This is a genomic window from Streptomyces pilosus, from assembly GCF_014649835.1.
Classification (GTDB): Bacteria; Actinomycetota; Actinomycetes; order Streptomycetales; family Streptomycetaceae; genus Streptomyces; species Streptomyces pilosus.
In genome coordinates, this window is the sequence record NZ_BMTU01000002.1 from 243,796 (window position 1) to 261,462 (window position 17,667).

Here is a 17,667-nt window from a genome sequence, read left to right on the forward strand (position 1 = left end):
GGGAGGCCGAGGTCCGTGTCAGACCGGCAGGTAGGGGCTGGGCTTGCCGTGCCAGCTGATGTTCAGCGCGTCTCGGGCCCGCGTAGTCGCCACGAAGAGCAGGGAACGGGACTTGCGCTGCTCGCGCTCGTAGCGGGGCGGATCCTCGGTGCGGTAGCGGTCGATGACGTGCCTGCGGGGGAGGATGCCGTCACTGGCGCCCACGATGGCGAGGCGCTGGTACTCGAGGCCCTTGAAGCGATGCATCGTGCCGACGTGGACCTCGCCGTCACCCTTGGGACCGTCCTTGGTGAGTTCGGCGCAGGTGATGCCAGCCTTGGTGACCAGGTAGTACATGGTCTGGCTGACCATATCGCGGTCGGCGACGCAGACGGCGATATGGCCGCTCGGGTCTATGGGTGAGCCGTTCTCGTCCGTGGAAAGCTCCTCGCGCCACGTGGCCAGGGTGGCGGCAAGGCCGGCGAGCTCGTCCTCCCAAGTGTCGTACGGCGTGAAGGTCGGGGCGGGGCCGTGGAGGACGGAACGGTATCCGGCGAGGTTGTCAGTGCCGTCGTCCAGGTCGTCGTAGTTCACCTGCTGCCCGGGCTTCACAGGGTCGACCACGCGGAGGGCCTCGGTGAGGATCTCCTTGGTGGTGCGGTAGCTGAGGGTGAGGCGAGAAGAACGGCCGCGGATGTTGATGCCGAGGCTGCCGAGGGCTACCTGGTGGTCGTAGATGCGCTGGTGGGTGTCGCCGGCGATGAACATGTCGTTGGGCAGGTCCGGGTCGGCCATGGCCCGGAGCATCTTCCAGTGCGCGGGGCTGAGGTCCTGGGCCTCGTCGACGACGATGTGCCGGTAGCGGTAGTTCAGGTAGCGCATGCCGGAGCTGTTGTCGCGGTGGATGAGGTCCTTGCCGTCGACCTCCTCTTTGTACTCGCGCCGGGCCCTGATCTTCGCGGCGCGCTCGATCTCAAAGCGGGCAGCGCGCTCGGACGCCTGGCCCCAGGTCTCCACGCCGAGCTTGTCCAGGCGGGCTGTGAACTGCTCGACGAGCTTCCAGATGTGGTTGCGCTCGGGCCGGGTCAGGGAACGGCCCCGTCCTGCACGGCGGGCCTGGAAGTAGGCGGAGCGGGTGGCGACGGACTGGCCGAGAATGACCTGCTCCCACTCTTCCAGGAGAAACTCGGCCTCCCAGCGGCGGTCGTCGAGTTCGGCGAGGAGTTGGCGCATCTCATTCAGCGCCACGTGGTCGTAGACACGCTGTCGGCCCCGGCCAGGTGCGGTGTTCTCACCCAGGACGCGGGCGGCGAGCTGGTCGATGTGAGCGATCTCGACACGGTCGAGGAGTTCGGGCTCGACGAGGGATGCCAGACGCAGGCGGAGGTCCGTTGTGAGGTTCTTGGTGAACGTGGTCAGCAGGATCGCCCTTTTGCTGCCGGGGGGCAGTTGCTCGGCCAGGTGCTTGACCCGGTGCAGGGCGACGATGGTCTTTCCGGTGCCGGGCCCGCCGGAAACGCGGGCAGGTCCGTTGTAGTGGCGGTGGACGATGCGTTCCTGCGTGGGGTGGAGGAAGACCTTCCAGGCTCGGAAGTCTCCTTCGTCGATGGCCGCCTGAACGGCATCGTCGACAGCGGTGACCTTGGTACGGCTCAGGGCCGCGGCGAAGTCACCGAGATCGGGCTCGTGGCCGAGCTCGACGGGCTGGGTGATCTCTTTGCGGACCTCGTCGATGGGCATACCGGCGGCGAGACCGTAGAGGACGTCCTTGGACAACAGCGGGGCGCCCTCGACGAGCTGGTCCAGCTCGGCGCTGTCGGTGACGGCGAGGGCCAGCTCGATCAACTGGTCGGCGACGCCCAGCTCACGCAGCTGGTCGGCGCTGTACGCGGCGAGCAGGGGAGGGGTCTCCACCGTCGGCTGCGGCTGCGGCTGCGGCTGCGGCTGCGGCTGCGGCTGTGGCTCGGGCTCGGCCCGCGGCGCGGCCCGGTCAGGTTCGGCCGGGGTCAGGGTGATCCCGGCGCGGCGCAGTGCGCTGTCGCCGACGACCGAGAGGTCGACGAACTCGATCTCGCCGGTGACACGGTTGACCGCGACCTGGAGCTCTTCGTAGACGTCCTTGCGGTGGCGGACGGCGATGACCAGCCAGCTCTCGGTGCCGTCCGCGTCTACTCCGGTCGGGGTCAGCAGCGCGCGGTAGGAGTCGTTGACCCGCGCGGACCAGATGCGCGAGTCGCCCTTGAGCTTCTTCAGCTTCAGGCCCGGCTGGTTGGGGTTGTTCCGGAAGACGTGGGAGAAGTCGTAGAACTGGGCCTTGACCGAGCGGTCGAGCTTGTACAGCTCCTGTTCGGCCTTGCGGTACAGGCTGAGCCGGGCGGTCATCGGGCGGTGCCTTCCGTATTGGGGAGCTGTACGAGCAGGGTGTCGAGGTGGTCGAGCCATGCGGCGGCGGTCCGGACCGTCCAGCCGTCCTCGGCGTAGGCGGCGTCGCGTCGCTGGGCCTCGATGTCTTCGTCGCCCTGGTGGGCGGCCACAACGGCGATCTTGAGGTCGGGAGTCTGCCAGGCGAAGTCCGCCTGCCAGCGGCTGCTTCCGAGCTCGAACCCGAAGACCGGGGCCTGCTTTCCGTGCTCGGCGAGCGTCTCGGCGAGGCGGAGAAGGGCAGGTGCCTCGTCGGGGTCGTCGCGCAGGATCTCCAGGATGTCTTCGTCCCAGACGGCGTCCCGGATGATCTTCCGGAGGGCGGCTTCCGCCGGCGAGTCCGTGCTCGGCTCCGAGGCGGCGGGTCGGGCTGTGGTCTCGGGCACGAGGGTGGGCGCGGGGGCGAGTGCTGCGGCGAGCGAGTCGAGTTCACCCAGGCCACCGCACACGGCGAGAACCTCTACCTCGAAGTCCGCAGCGCTGCTGACGGCGAGCTGGACACCGTCCCCGCCGACGAGGGACAGGAACTGGGTGATGTTGGTCCAGTACAGCCAGGACCGCCACCGCAGCTTGTGCTCGTCGGTGTCGAGGACAGCGTCGTTGTCGTTGAGGACCGTCAGAGCGGTCCACCGGAGGTTGTCAGGGGCGGCCGCGTCCAGCGCGAACACGATCGGCAGACCGTGCTCGTCCTGGGTCCGGAACACATGAACGGGACCGAGGCTGCCGGCGTCGGGTACCACCGGCTTGCCGTGCCGTGGGCTGGCTCCGAAGGAAGCGAGCTGTTCGCGCAGCGCGGCGACGAGCTCGCTGCGCTTGCCGGTCGCGGCGACGGCGGTCGTGGCGGAAACAGCAGTGAGGCCAGTGACAAGGGCGCGGGCCCGGCGGGCCCAACGGGTGGCGTCAGGGTCCCGCAGATAGGCGATGAGCGTGTCGATCGGGTTGGCGAAGACAGCTTCGCCGAAGTGCGCACGGTTGCCGCCGTACTGCTCGTAGGCGGCCTTGGCCTGCTCCTGGGCGGTGCCCCGGTACGGTGGCCAGACGGGCTTGGTGCGCCCCGGCCGCCGTTCGAACAGATCGATGTCGGCCCAGGTGATCTGAAAGACGATCTTTCCGTCGGCACGGAGCCGGGTGCGCTGGGCCGCGTTCTTGGCGATGAGGTTGTGCTCCCGGCTGGCGTGGAACCGGAAGCCTTCCAGATAGACGTGCACGCTCTGCACCGGACCGCCGACGCGGGTGAAGGTGAAGTCCGTTCGGGTGCCTTCGAGCTGCCGCTGGGCCGTCAGCCTCCAGTGCATCACGTCCGAGCCGTCGGTAAATCGCAGATGTCCGCTGGCGTGGCCCTCCTCATCCAAGGCCGCGTCGCCGGTGACCTTCACCCAGTCCCGCAGTGCGGTCAGGAAGCGGGCCTCCAGGTCGGATTCGACCTGAGCGTCCAGCCCGACCAGCCCGGTGTGCTCCACATCGCTGATGTCCCAGCCGTCCTCGCCGTCCCCCTTGAACAGCAGCGACTCCAGCATGCTGAGCGCCGCCTGGCGCGAGACGACGTCCTGGAACTGCTCGGGGGTGTAGCGGTGCAGACAGCGGTGGCAGGCGCGCCGTTGCTCCTCGGCGCACGGACATGCCTTGAGCTGTTCGTACGCCCGAGCGAGGGTGTCTCGGAAGGCACGGCGGTCGGTGAGCCGGTCCAGGTAGCCGGTACCGCCCGGGAGAGAGTCGAAGAGGACCAGGAACCAGCGGCGCTCGCCGCTGTCCATGTCCGGCATGGAGGCCACCGTGGTGTCCAGGTGCTGCGGGTCGCCGCCGAAGTGCAGGTCGACACCGAGTCGCAGGGCGGCCCGGAAGGAGTGCACCCGTGCGTCGACGTCGGCTGTCGCGGCCGGGATGAGGATCCGCAGGGCTTCGGTCTGCAGCTGGTGGGCCAGCAGCACCTGCTCCTGCGTGACGCCGTCCTTCTTGCCGCGGCGCAGCGGGCACCACGGGCGGTGGTGCTTGAGCTGCGGGGTGTGGGCTGCTGCCGATTCAAGGGCGTCGGTGTCGTGGTCGAAGACCGGACGGCCGTCCGCACTCGCGGCCCCGCAGGCGGTGCACACGTGGAAGGGGTTCAGCCGGACCAGGTGGCCGGCGAAGTCATCTCGGGCAGGAGAATCGTAGCGGACTGGGCCGACGTTGATCCGGCGGATCATCGCCGTGCGGCAGAAGTCCACGCCGAACGTCTCGCGGTCGTGCCGCCAGGACTTCCCCCGCTCGATCTTCTCGACGGGGATGTCCACCGCGTCCACAACGGTGTAAGAGCGGCGATCACGGTCGTCCTTGTCGTCCCGGATCCGTGCGTCCTCACGCTTGTCCCGCGACGTCACGGTGGCCGGCTCCACGACCTGGAACAAGCAGGAGCCGTCGTCGGCGATCTGGCTCGTCCTGCACCGGGGGCACGGAGAGCGATCGTCGGTGGCGCCCTCGGTGCGTACGTACCCGCACCCTGGGCACACCCTCCAGGTCCGCCACTCCTGGCGCCCACCCGTCGACAGCTCCAGGCCGGTGATCTCGTGCCGGTAGCCGTTGACGTAGAAGGTGTTGCCCGGCGCCAGCTCCTGGATCGCGAAGCGGCGGGGCCGCTCATAGGAGAGGGTCTCGGACGTGTACACCACCTTGCCCGTCTTCGGATCGATGCCGTCCTCGCCGTACAGGGTCGCCGACAGTGTCGTCGACGAGTCGATGAGGGCGTAGTTCGGCAGCAGACCCAGGTCACACAGCGCGGTCTGCGCCGTGGTGTCGCCCAGGTGGAGCAACTGCCTGCCCACCCCGCGCCGTTCGGCGTCCAGCTCCGCCTTCTGACGGGCCTGGTCGGGGTCGCTGTCGTGCAGCTCGCCGTGGGCCTCATCGATCTCCCGCAGCCGCGCCCGAAGCGCGTCCTCGGCGCGCCGCCACTCGCCTTCCGCCCTCTCTACGGCGCTGCGCAGACCGTGCGTCGCATACGCCTCCAGGTCGGCCCCTGCCTGCTCGCTGACGCCGACCGGGAACAGCCGCAGGAACCCCTTGACCAGCTCCTCGCCCTGGTCGAGGGCCAGCTCCACCAGATCGGTCAGATAGCCGGACGGGCCGAACAGGCGCGGCGCCTTGTGCGGCAGCGCGCGCAGCACGATACCGTCCGCCCGGACGAGACGGCCGGCCGCGGCGAGGTCCAGCAGATGCGCCAGGTACTGGCGACGAAGGATCTCGACGGCTGACAGATAGGACCCGGGCGGCACGATCGTGCCCGCGATCAGGTCCTTCGGGCGCTCAAGGAAGTACAGGTCACGGCGCCGCCGGTCGGGGATGGTCAGCAGGAAGGCATTGCCGGTGCGGCGACCGGCCCGGCCGACCTGCTGAGCGTAGGAGGCGGGGCGGCGCGGCAGCGCGGCCAGCACGACGGCGGACAGGTCGCCGATGTCGATGCCCATCTCCAGCGTCGGCGTGCAGGACAGCACATTGGGGTCCTTGAACCCGCCGCCGCGCTTGAACGCCTCCTCGACCTTCTCGCGCTGGTGCCGCGTCAGCATGCCCGTGTGCTCGGCGGTGACCACCTGATAGGTGCCCGCGCCGAGGTAGAGCCGCCGGTAGTAGTCGTCCCTGTAGTCGCGGTCGCGATGGTGTACCCCCAGCCCCTCGGGCCGGTCGCCGGCCACAAGGCGGCCCCGTCGGCACCGGTAGGAGGGACAGGGCTGGTCGTGCCACTGGTTCAGCAGCGACGGATGGACTGTCTGCTCCCAGAAGCACACCGGGCACCGCACGTACGAGACCCGCACCTGCTCGTCGTCCAGCAGCCGGGCCTCGATGTTGCCGGGCTTGAGCCCGTACACCCGCACCGAGGTGTCGTTCGGGGTGCGCACCGACAGCAGCCCCATCGAGGCGAGTTCGGGCAGCAGCCGGCTCCACAGCTCGGGTGCCAGCTCACGCGGCAGCTCCAGGCACCGCCCGGCCCACCGCTCGTACCAGGAGATCCGTCCGGTCGCGAAGTCGAACTCGCTGCCGTTCTTGGGCTGCCCGAGCAGAAACACGGGGGCGGCGATGCCCTTCGGGAAGGCCCGCATGCCTGGAGCCCGCTTGCCCCAGATGTAGTACCGGCTGGTGCCCGCCTCGTCGATGTACTTGTTCAGCCACTGATGGGCGACCGCACCCCGGGTACGAAGCCGCTCCAGGAAAATGCGTACGAACGCCAGATAGCGAGCGTCGTCCTGTGCCACCAGGGGCAGGCCGTCCCGCACGCACTCCTCGTGCAGCTGCTTGACCAGCGCGATCACTGCCGCCGGGTCGTCGATGCGGACCTGCGCGGCGGCGGTGCGGGTCAGCTCCAACGTACGGCCGTTCCGGGACCGGAAGCCGAACTCCATCAACGCCTCGAACGCCAGCCGCTGACCGACCAGCCGCCACGTCTTCAGATCCCCACCGCGACCCTGGCCGGACAGCAACCGGTTCACGCCCTTGAAGCCGTGCAGGTCTGGTGGCACCACAGCCGAGAGGGTGTCCTTGTCCGTCGTGGCGTCGACGACGTTCGCGATCAGATCATTCAGCGCGGTCGGCTTGTCGTGCCGCAGGTGGTCGGCGAGGAGAGCACGGAGCGAGAAGGTGTACGAGCGGTTGGCGACGAACCCGGCCCGGTGCGCAGCGTCCTGCACCGAGTCGTTGAACATCAACGTCTTTTTCTCGTGGAGCTTCTTGTCGAGCTCCCCACCGGTGAAAAGCTGGGTGATGGACGCGGCCGCCATCGCGGCGGCACCCGTTCCGAGGTAGCGGATCGCGTTGCGCTCACCGCACGCCGGACACCAGTCCTCCTTGGCCGCGGTGTTCGCCGTCTCCCCGAAATTCACGAGTACGAAGGCCGAGTCACGGGCCGTCAGCCGCGGCTCCTTGGTCTCCCGGTCGTAATCGTTCAGTGGATCAGGCAGTCGCAGCCGCTTACGGGTGCCGTCCAGCACCATCAGCACCCCGCCGGTACCCTGCGACGCAGCTGAGCTCCCCTTGCCGCTGGCCGCCGTGAGCAGCGCGGCCCCAGAACCCTCCCGGGCCTCCCGGTCCGTCGCGGCGATCAGGTTCCGCACCCGGGCCTTGTCCTGGCCCAGAGACGCCCGCCGGATCTTGTACGTGTCGAACTGGACATCGTGGTCATCGCTCTCCGGCGAGAACACCGCCCACCCCGACCGCCCGCAGTCACGGCAGTAGATCGCCGGCAAAAACAGGTTCGCGCTCTGCCCGGACGTCGCCGTCGTCACCGGCGCCATACGGCCGCTGTCGGCCGCGCCGGCATCGGCCGTGCCGGCCACATCCCAGCGGAACTCCGCCTTCGGCCACGGCAGCACCCCGCGCAGCAGCCGGGACACCGAACGCGCCCACTGATGCACCTCGACGTGCACGAAGGGCCGGGGCTCGGCGGGTGAGGACTCCGGATCGCGGGCGTACGACAGCAGCGCGACGAACCGCGCCAGCGCCTCAGCCGCCTTCTCCGGCTGCCGCGCCACGGCCTCGGACCAGCCGGCGGCGCCCGCACGCCACATCACGTCCAGCACTTCGGCACTGGTCTTCACCCCGCCGCCGAGGGCCTGCATCACCGCACGAGTGAACAGATGCCGCTTGAGGTTCCCACCGAGGAGGAACGGATCGAGGTCACGGACGTCCGTCACCTTCTCGATCAGATCCAGCAACGCCTCATCGTCGGTCGCCGGATCGGGCAGCGCCAGCAACTCGTCGGGTGTCGGCATCGGCTGCATGGTCACGTCGCCGAGCGGGATGAACTCCTCGACCGTGAGCCGGTTCTCCCCGACGATGGAGTCCGCCGCGAACTCCGTACCGAAGACGTGGGTGGCCACCTCCAGCAGCTGCGCCGTGCCGTCTTCGTCCGTGCCGGAAGCGAGAGTCGCCGACGTCGCGACCGGACAGATCTTCCCCAGCGGACGGCCTTCCTCGGCTGCCCCAACGGAGGCGGCGAGTCGACGCAGCAGCATCCCGACGTCCGTGCCCTGTGCCCCGTCGTACGTGTGGAACTCGTCCACGACGACGTAGCGGATATCCGACTCCCGCCACAGGGGCGCGTCGTCCGCACGCTGGAGGAGGAGGTCCAGCATCTTGTAGTTCGTTATCAGGATGTCCGGCGGGGACAGCTGCATGTCCGAGCGCCGCGTTCGCACCTTCTCGTACTGCGTCGCCGCGCGCTCTCCGATGTAGAGGCCGGCCGACAGCTTCCCGAGCTCGGCGTTCTCCGTGAGCAGATCGTTGATGCGCTGCGCCTGGTCGGTGGCCAGGGCGTTCATGGGGTAAAGGAAGACCGCCTTCACCCCGGTCTTGCCGGCGGCCCGCTCCCGACGGCAGTGGTCCAGCACGGGATAGAGGAACGACTCCGTCTTACCGGACCCGGTACCGGTGGTGACCAGCGTCGGTTGCGGGGTGTGGCCGTGCGCTGAGGATAGCCGTGCGAACGCGACCGCCTGATGCGCGTACGGCTTGAAGCCCTCCCGCTGCCACTCAAGGTGGGTGCGCCACTCCTGGCCGGCCACGGTGAAGGGTGTCCGGATCCGCAGATATGGGCCTCGGAACATCCCCGATGTCTCGTCCCCGAGGAACCGGTGCAGTGCCTCACGCGCGCCCTCGTCGGTGAGCGCATACGTTGTCGACAGATACTGCAGCAGGCTCTCCTTGAGCCCGCGTGCCTGAAGCGTTGGCCTCACGGCTTCGGCACCTCCTGCTTAACCGGATCCCACTCGCCACGAGCGACGGCCTCATCGAGCCGCTTCTGGAAGTAGGCGTGCGCAGCCCGCATCTCCGCTTCGCGGTCAGCCCTATAGAAGGGTGCGGTGTAGCCATCTGGCACTGGGCTGCTTGCGGGGTCTACTTGGAACTCCTTGAACTGGGCCCAGCTTTCCTTCGTCTGGCGTTGCCCGACGGTGCGGGCGTTTCCAGCAATCTTCCAACCTTCTGCGTCAAACCACGTGGTTTCCTCGAAACGGTTCATGACCGGGAATCGAGCGCGGTACATCGCAATCAGCGCTTCAGCAGAGAGGCCAATCCAGACAGCGACCAAGGCATCAATTTCTACCAAGGCGGCGCGGCGAGCGCGTTCTGAGCGCAATGGAGTATCCCGCTCCCAGCTGGACCTGACATTATTTAGTGGTTGAATTCCTGGCCACTTGTATGCCCAACTCTCGTTCGTCGGCCATTCCGCGTCGTAGAGCTCGGCCCACAGCTCACTGTAGGCATCGGTGAGGCAGTTGAGGCGAAGAGTCCTGAGAGTCAAGGGGGAAGCAAGAGGGTGTTCGACATTGGGGGCAGGAAGCGTCCGGACATCACCCGCACGCAAGTCTGATCTACCTGTTGTGCGGAGAAAATAGTCCAAGGGGATCGATGCCCAAAATCCCGAGTTCAGGACCGTTTCCCTATTGTTCGATGCGGTCAAACTGTTGACCAAATCGACATGGGCAGGACCTGGCGGGATGACGGCCGCGTACAAGCTCCTTTCGGTGTCTGGTGCGATCTGCCGACGCCATGCAAGGCGATAGAAATTGGTGTAACTGCGCACTGACCGCGAATTCGTGGCTGCGCCACTTTCTGTGGGTGAAATTCTCCCTTCGGAAGCTCCTGTTGCTTCTAGGAATTCCCTGGCATCGGCATCGGGCACATCTGGATACTCGTGGGGTGAGCTGAAATGTCCATGGTCAAACCACTTGTCATGGCATTCCTCGTACTCGGCGCGTCCGATGGCGCGCCGATACTCGGTCTGAGGTACGGCGTCGTCGGCAATTGTCATCAAGTTCATTCCGAGGACGTCATTACTTCCGGCGTTCGGGGCCTTGAATAGCGGTGTAGCGACCCCAATTTGTGGACCCTTGAGGATGACCTCGGACCACTCCTCCGGAGTGGATAGCCTGTACTCGATGATTCCCGCGTCCCGAGTGGGCGTCTCGTAGAACCCCTGCGACACTTGAACCGAGAATTGGCCCAATTTGGTCGGGTAGTCGGCGAGGGATTTGATAGCCTCTGCCTCTGCGGTGCTGACCGGGGAGAGGAGCCGGGACTGACTGGTGGGCTGGTCCAGCTTGCCGATTAGGCGCTGCCATTGAGCAAGTACCCCGAGGTCGACTCGGATGATGCGGGCACGATGGGGTCGTTCGTCGAGTGCGCCTTTGAAGCGAACTCCTGGCGCCTCGCCATTTTCATCGTGGCTTTCGGAAAAGCGGAGGGCGTCAACTGAGAAGAGCCAGCAGAGGTGATCGAAACCTATTTCTCCGGATGGTCCGTAAATGTGCAAGCCGAAATGGCTTGACTCTCCGACCGGGGCGGGAAAGAAGCGATGCCCGGGGTTTACGAAATCCGCATGGACGCGCAGTCTATGATATGCCTCCTCGCGAAGGCGTGCTTCTTTGTCCCCTGTGAAATGAGTGTCTGGGTGGATCAGGCCAATAATGCCGAGCCCTGTAGTGTTCGACCATGTGCGACACATGAACGCCCGATAGAGATCCGGGCGTGTTCCGGCGAGTAGCGGATACGTTGGAGTCGAACTCAGGAATGCTGAGGTTGAAGAAGTGGATGTCAATTCGCTCAACACGTACGCGCGTCCGTTGACGGTTCGATGGATGGCTGTGCGGCGTCCGCTCTTCTCTGTGGCGCTGTGCTTATCGGTTAGCTTGAACCAAGGATCAAATTCGGCGAGCACTGCGAGTTCGTCCCACTGGGGGCGCACCCAAGGCGGATTGCCAACTTGGATATCGAAGCCGCCTCCGTGTGCGAAAACGAGGGCGAACTCCAGCTCCCAATTCAGGAAGCCCTGCTCCTCCGCGATGTCGTGTACCTCTCGGAGCCACGGGAAGCGGTCCTCCGGGTTGCCGGCGTCCATGCCCATGAAGCCGGGCAGCGTCTCCTCGAAGCTCTTGAGCGCTTCGAGGTCCTTAAAGCTGTCGATGAGGGTGCCTTCGGGCACGTCGGCCGTGCCGAGCATGGCCTCGAGGAACTCCAGCCAGTCGTCCAGGTCCTTGAGCGGGACGATTGCCCGACGCTCCTGCGCCTTTGGCTTCGGAGGTGAGATCTGGGACCCTCCCCGCGGCCTGATCTCCTTGACCTCCACGACCGAGTCATCGGCGCTAAGCTCGAGGTCCTCAAAGCTGGTCTGCTCTGGGCCGAAAGCAAACAGGGCCGTCGCCTCGACGAACCGCGGAGCGGGTGTGGGTGTCGGCACGGCGACCGGTTCCGGATCGGCAGGGGGCGCGGGCGACTGCGTCACCAGCGGCGCGCCGTCGAGCAGGCGGCTGAGGTTGTCCGCTCCCGTCACTTCCAGCCGTGCCGCGTACTCCCCGGCCGTTCCGTCGAGCAGCCCGGCCTTGTCGACGGGCCAGAACCACAACGCGCACCAGGCATCCATGATCTTCTTCAAGCGCCAGTACGGGGTGTCGGCAGCATTGAAGAGGTCCTCGAGTACCTGCTCCTTGGGAACGGCTTGGTCGGGACGGTGGAGGAAGGCGAACTCGGGGTCCGTGGGGTCGGCGCCCCAGACGTCGATCCGGCGGGCAATCGCCCGCTCGGACAGCTCCATGCGCTTGACGACGAGCGACCAGAGGAACTCGACCCGCCGAGCGGCGTCACGGAGACGGGTGAACTGGGACACCGGCTCCTTCTTCGACTTGCCGGCCTTACCGCGCTTCGGGCGCTGGAGGATGCCCTTCTTCCAGGCGGCGAGCTGATCAACGCTTTCCTTGGCGAGTTCCTTAGCCTCCTTCGAGCCCGCGACCGCAGCCCACCCGGGACTCGGCAGAAGGAACTGGTGGACCGCGTCCTGGGGGAGTGGCTGGGGCTCGCCGTCCTTTAGGAAGGGGAGCGGGGTGGGCGCCAGGGCACCCTTGGCCTTTAGCCATTCCTTGCCGGTGACGTCGTCGGCCGCGTAGACGGCACGGCGGGCGCCGATGAGGCTGTTGCCTCGGCGCAGGTGCAGGCCGAACCAGGGGGCGCGCATGCCCGGGTGCATGGTGTTGAGCCAGAGGGACACCTCGGCCAACTCGACGCCCGTGGCGTTGAGGTCGACGCCGTACGCGTTGTGTAGAGCGATGTACGCCTTGGCCTGCTGCTTCTCGGTGAGGGCGTCCGCGGTCGGGATGGTGACGCCCAGCTCGTCCTGCCTGCGTCGCAGGTACTCCTCAGCAACCTGGTTGATTGCCTCGTTGAGGAATGCGCCGGAGCCGAGGGCGGGCTCGCAGATCTTGTACTTGAGCAGTTCGGACGCGCGGGTCTTGATGGCGTTGCCGTCGGCGTTGCGCTCCTGGTCCAGGCGGTGCTTGAGAGTGAGCTCGACCGTAACTTGGGTCAGCGACTCGGGCGTGTAGTACGAGGCGGAGGTCTCGCGGTCACGGCCGGCGAGGCGGTAGACGAAGGAGCCCTTCTCGTACTTCTTGACGCCGCGCAGGCCCTTGCGGGCGTCGTCCTCGTCGTAGTGGACGAGGGTCTTGTCGGGGTACTGGTCCTGCTTCTTGGAGGGGATGAGCCAGGAGCCCTTTTCCGGGTCACCGCCCTTGGCGACCTCGCACAGTTCCTCCTCGGCGATGATGCCGGTGTACGACATCAGGCCCTCGTAGACGGCGCCGAGCTGGTTGATGCCGAGGTTGCGGTAGGAGATGAAACCGCCCCGCTCGCCGCGCTTGCCCTTCTTCATGGTGAGCAGACGCAGCACCTCGTGCAAGGCGGCGTTGCGTAGGCGCAGGTCGAGCCAGCGTGGGTCGCTGTCTTCGTCGCTGCGGGGGTCGAGGACGCCCCTGCCAATGAGGCGTACCGAACGGGGCTCGAATAGCTCGCTGCGCAGGGGCTCGAAGCGCAGGCCGCGGTCGTCGCTGCGGCGGGCGGCTTTGGCCTTGCGGGTTTCCTCGTCGTCGCCGGGCTGGTCGTCGTCGGCCTCGGTGCCGTACGGGCGGTGGCCGAAGTTGACCTTGTTGAAGAGGACGTCCAGAGATTCGTGCAGGTGGAAGCCGTTGCGGGCCTCCTCCTCGACGAGTTCCTCGTCGCGTTCGACGAGCTCGCGCAGGCGGGCCATCGAGTAGCCGGCCTCGTAGCTGCCGTCGTCGGCGGGGAGGATGCCGAGTTCGGGGCGGGCCTCGGCGTAGAGGAGGAACAGGACGCGGTAGAGGTAGCGGAGGGATTCGCGGGTGAGTTCCCGGGCGAAGGGGATTTTGGGGCTCTCGATGTCAGCCGGGGTGACGTTGTTCTCCGGCTCGGCCATCCGCGCGAGGACTTCGTTGGCGATGATCTCTACCGAGCGCTGGAGCCCGTGGCGCAGTTCGCCGGAGACGCCGGCGGCGTTGGCGCTGGAGGACTTCAGCAGGGCATCGATGGTCCGGCTCTGGTCGTTCTCGCCGGGCCGGAGCATGTCCAGGCTGAACAGCGCCGCGATGGTGGCGAGTTCGCCCTGCTGGCTGCGGTCGTTGCGTTCGAGGGCTGCGTCGAGGTTGACGGCGAGGAAGCGGCCCTCGTTCCAGGACTGGCGATCAGCGAGGACGAGGACGCCTCCGCACAACAGCAGGACGAAGCGCGGGCGAGGCCCGCCAGCCTCGCCGAGCTCGCTCTGGAAAAGCCAGGACGCCAGGGCCGGTCCGGTCTCGTATATTTCGCTTGCACTGACACGCAGCGGGTGCAGGAGCCGACCGGGGCCTGTCGCGTTCAGGGCGGCGTCGTTGTCGGCGGCCCAGCCGCAGTCCAGGGCGATGATTCCGTGGCCGTGGTAGGCCACGGTCAGGTAGTGGTCGCGTCCGGCGCGGTGGACAGTGACCTCGGTGGGAGTGGCCTCGAAGCCGAGGGCTTGCAGGACCGTGTGGTGCCACTCGGCCAGACGCTTGCGCCACTCGGGGTTGTTGTGGGTGTTCGGTCGGACCTCATCTCCTGCATCGCGCTCGGCGGCCTCGGCGAAGTAACCGCGTACGTCTTCGGAGAGGTAGGCGCCGCGTAGCGAGCGGAGGAGCTCTCGAGGAGTCTTCCGCGGGTCGTGCTCATCGCCTTCGCGCAGGGCCCAGGTGGCGAACAGGCCCTTCTTCAGGTCGGTTCCGAGCTGTTCGGCGAAGTAGTGCGCGGCGAAATATTCGCCGCGGTTGCTGAAGGAGTCGAAATCGGTGCTCATCGGTCGGTGCCTCCCTCAGCGGCATTGAGCGGTTCCAGGACGGCGAGCAGGCGCAGCATCGGCTCGCCCGTGGTCTGCAGGGAGTTGAGAAGGCTCAGCCGCCTGCTGGCGCTGAGGTTCACTCCGCGCTTTCCCGTCCCATCAGAAGAGAACATGGCTTCCTGTTGCCAGTGCACGACGCGCTTGCGGGACGGGGCCAGGATCGCCTCGATCTCCTCGCCGTACGCCTCTTTCAGGTCCCGGAGGTGCTGTTCGGCCCTGTCGATGGCTGCAGGCACGAGCTCCGTCAGGCCGCTGAGGTCGCGCGGCGCGGCGCGGCCGGGCATCGTCGGACCCACGCCGTAGTCCTCCAGAACCTCCGGGGTCAGAGGCGTCACCTGAAGGTCGTGGGGGTCGCCGTGGACGGCCATCCACTCGACGATGGTCGGCCGACCCAGCGCGTTGGAACAGAGGCCCTGCACCAGGAACGTCGGAGAGTTCACGGAGGCGGCGAGCACGGGGGCCTGGTGGCGGCCGACCTCGACGAGCACCTTGTCGGTCAACCAGTCCAGTACGGGGTGGACGTCGGTGACGTAGGAGACGTTCGGCCACTGTGACTTGGACGACTCCCGGGCCGCCTTCAGACGCCGGTCCGCGAGGTCCTTGGAGAAGGTGATGCGCATCCGTCCCGGCTCAGTGTTCCGGGGCATGATCCGCTGCTCTTCAAGGTACGACTTCGGCAGTGCCTTCAGCCTGTACAGCAGGTCACGCGGAGGTTCGAAGGCGATCGTGCCGTCGTCGTCGCGGCGCATCGAGAGCTGGTCCTCGGGGTTCGGACGGCAGATCTGACGCAACGCTTCGTCGAAGTAGTCAGCGGTGGAGGAGAACAGACGTGGCACGTACGCCCGCCGCACCTCGGGATGCTCCGGGACGGCGCCCACCTGGCCGAGCAGTCCAGAAAGGAATGCCGCACCCCCTTGCTGGGACTGCTTGATCGACTCCTCGACGGTCCGGCCGGCGATCAGGTCCTGAGTGAGGCGGTTCTCTTCCTCCTTGGCCCGGTACAGGCCGGTTACCGCCTCCACTGAGCCCTCGATCTTGTGCGCTTCCTCCTCGCGCTTCAGGAGCTTCTCGCCCACGAGGCGGTCGTCCAGCGTGCGGGGCTCCCCGGTCCTCTCGTCCGTCCGCCAGGGGATGTCGCTGGTGAGGATCAGAGCGCGGAACTCAGGCCGGTGCTGCTGGCCGTAGCGGTCGATACGGCCGTTGCGCTGCTCGATACGGATCAGGGACCACGGCAGGTCGAAGTGGATCAGCCGGTGGCACTGCTGGTGGAGGTTGACGCCCTCGGAGGCGACGTCGCCGGTGAACAGGATGCGCACGGGGTCGTCGCGCAGCCCGAACTTCTCGACGATGGCCTGCTGCTCCTCGTCGCTGGTGGCATCGCCGTGCATGACCTGGACCGCGCCGCCGAAGGCCAGCCAGGGCTTGTTCTCGTCGGGGTCGGCGCCGCGACGGAAACCGAGCGCGGCCGGGACAGCCTCCGCGAGCCATTTCAGTGTGGGGATGCGCTCGGAGAAGACCACCACGCGGGTCTCCGAACCGGGGCCGACACCCATGCTGCGCAGCTCGTCCAGGAGGGCCGCCAGTTTCGCCGAGTCATCATCCTGGATCCGCTCGGCCACGTTCTGGAGGTCCAACAAGGCCGCGCGCTCCGCCTGCCTTGCCGCCTCCCGGGCCGCCGGGTCGACCGGTCGGGACGGCCTCTGCCCGCCTCGCGCCGAGTCGGCGGCCGGCTGCTTGTCCAGCGTCGTCAGTCGCGTCTTGACGGTCTCCAGCAGGGCCTTGTGTGAGGACAGGAAGGATTTCAGCAGCTGGTAGGGCACCAGTTGGTGTCGGCTGACCGACGGCTGGTCGGGATCGGCCGGAATCCAGCGCGTGGCGAGCTCCTGGAAGACGGCGAGTTCTTTCTCACCGGCCGTTACGTGGATCGGCTGGGACGGTCCACGGTCCGCCCAGGCGCCCTTCAACGAGTCGCGGACCTCCGCCGTCGTCTTCGTACGCCGGATGTAGAGGTGCTCAAGGTCCTTCACTTCGTACTTCGACGGGTTGGCGATGGCCGCCTCGTCCAGCATCTTGATCAACTCGGCGAACGACTCGGCACGACCGTTGTGGGGCGTGGCCGACGCGAGCACCAGCGCGTCGGTCTTCCGAGCCAGCAAACGGGCGAGTTCGTTGTTCTTGGTGCCCCGGTTGACCAGATTGTGGGACTCGTCGATGACGACGGCGTCCCAGTTGGTGTGCTCGAGGTGGTGCGCGTAGACGTCGCTCTTGAGCGTGTCCACGGAGATGATCGCGCGCTTGAAGTACGCGAACGGGTTCCGGCCGGCCGGGATGTCCTGCTGGATGCGCTGGATACCGGTGGAGTCCAGTCGGACGAGCGGAATGGCGAAGCGGGTCCACAACTCCCGCTGGAACTGCTCCAGCACATGCTGGGGGGTCACGACCAGGATGCGCTCGCCGCGCCCGCGCCGGATCAGCTCGGCCAGCAACACCCCGATCTCCAGGGTCTTGCCCAGACCCACCACGTCGGCGATCAGGATCCGAGGCTGCGGGTTCTTCTCCAAGGACAGCGCCAATTCGGCGGGGCGCAGCTGGTGCACCTGCTGGTCCATGAGGAACCCGTCGGCCAGGGCGAGCCCATGCTCGGTCTGCGGCAAAAACGTCTTGCGCATCACCGCTTCAAGGAACAGACGGCCCCGCCGGTGGTTGGGTGAGTCGTCCGGGACGAGACGCGTCTCCCTCGGGTCCAGCACCTGGATCGCGTCGAGTCGGCTGTAGAAGATTGCGTCCGTGCCTCGCACGAAGGACGAGATGCCGGTGACCTCCACCATCCACCCGTCTTTGCCGACGTCCTTGGAGTTCCGGACGAGCCACAGCTCGTCGCGAATCAATACCTGGGACCCCGGGGCGTAGCCGGACGACCCGCTGGTCCGCCGTGAGGCTGGAGCATCCTCCGGCGCCCAGGCGTCCCACACCTCATCGCCCTGGCCGCCCACGGCTTCCGCCTCGACGCTCAACGTCCACTCCGATCCATCACCAGCGGCCACCGACGGCCGCACACACCCCACACGCCTGCAAACGACGGACTACGCCGTCCCAGCGCGCCATTCCGACAA

The 17,667-nt window shown here is 67.1% G+C and carries 4 protein-coding genes; all 4 read right to left on the bottom strand.

The features are described 5' to 3' along the window. Positions 1-18 precede the first annotated feature (18 nt). From IE118_RS06035 to IE118_RS06050, 4 genes are read right to left on the bottom strand one after another with little or no spacing between them, the layout of a single operon-like run. Entirely contained in the window at positions 19-2,361 is a 2,343-nt protein-coding gene (locus tag IE118_RS06035) for a UvrD-helicase domain-containing protein (protein WP_189556224.1), read from the bottom strand. Further along, entirely contained in the window at positions 2,358-9,095 is a 6,738-nt protein-coding gene (locus tag IE118_RS06040) for a DEAD/DEAH box helicase family protein (RefSeq protein WP_189556225.1), read from the bottom strand. The genes IE118_RS06035 and IE118_RS06040 overlap by 4 nt, the downstream gene beginning before the upstream one ends. Beyond that, the gene (locus IE118_RS06045; protein ID WP_189556226.1) at positions 9,092-14,512 is read right to left on the bottom strand and encodes a hypothetical protein; all 5,421 of its coding nucleotides are present in this window, start codon (positions 14,510-14,512) and stop codon (positions 9,092-9,094) included. The genes IE118_RS06040 and IE118_RS06045 overlap by 4 nt, the downstream gene beginning before the upstream one ends. Next, positions 14,509-17,568, bottom strand: a complete 3,060-nt coding sequence (locus IE118_RS06050) for an SNF2-related protein (RefSeq protein ID WP_229846686.1) — start codon at positions 17,566-17,568, stop codon at positions 14,509-14,511. Before IE118_RS06050 ends, IE118_RS06045 begins: the two co-directional genes overlap by 4 nt. Between the last annotated feature and the right edge of the window lie 99 nt (positions 17,569-17,667).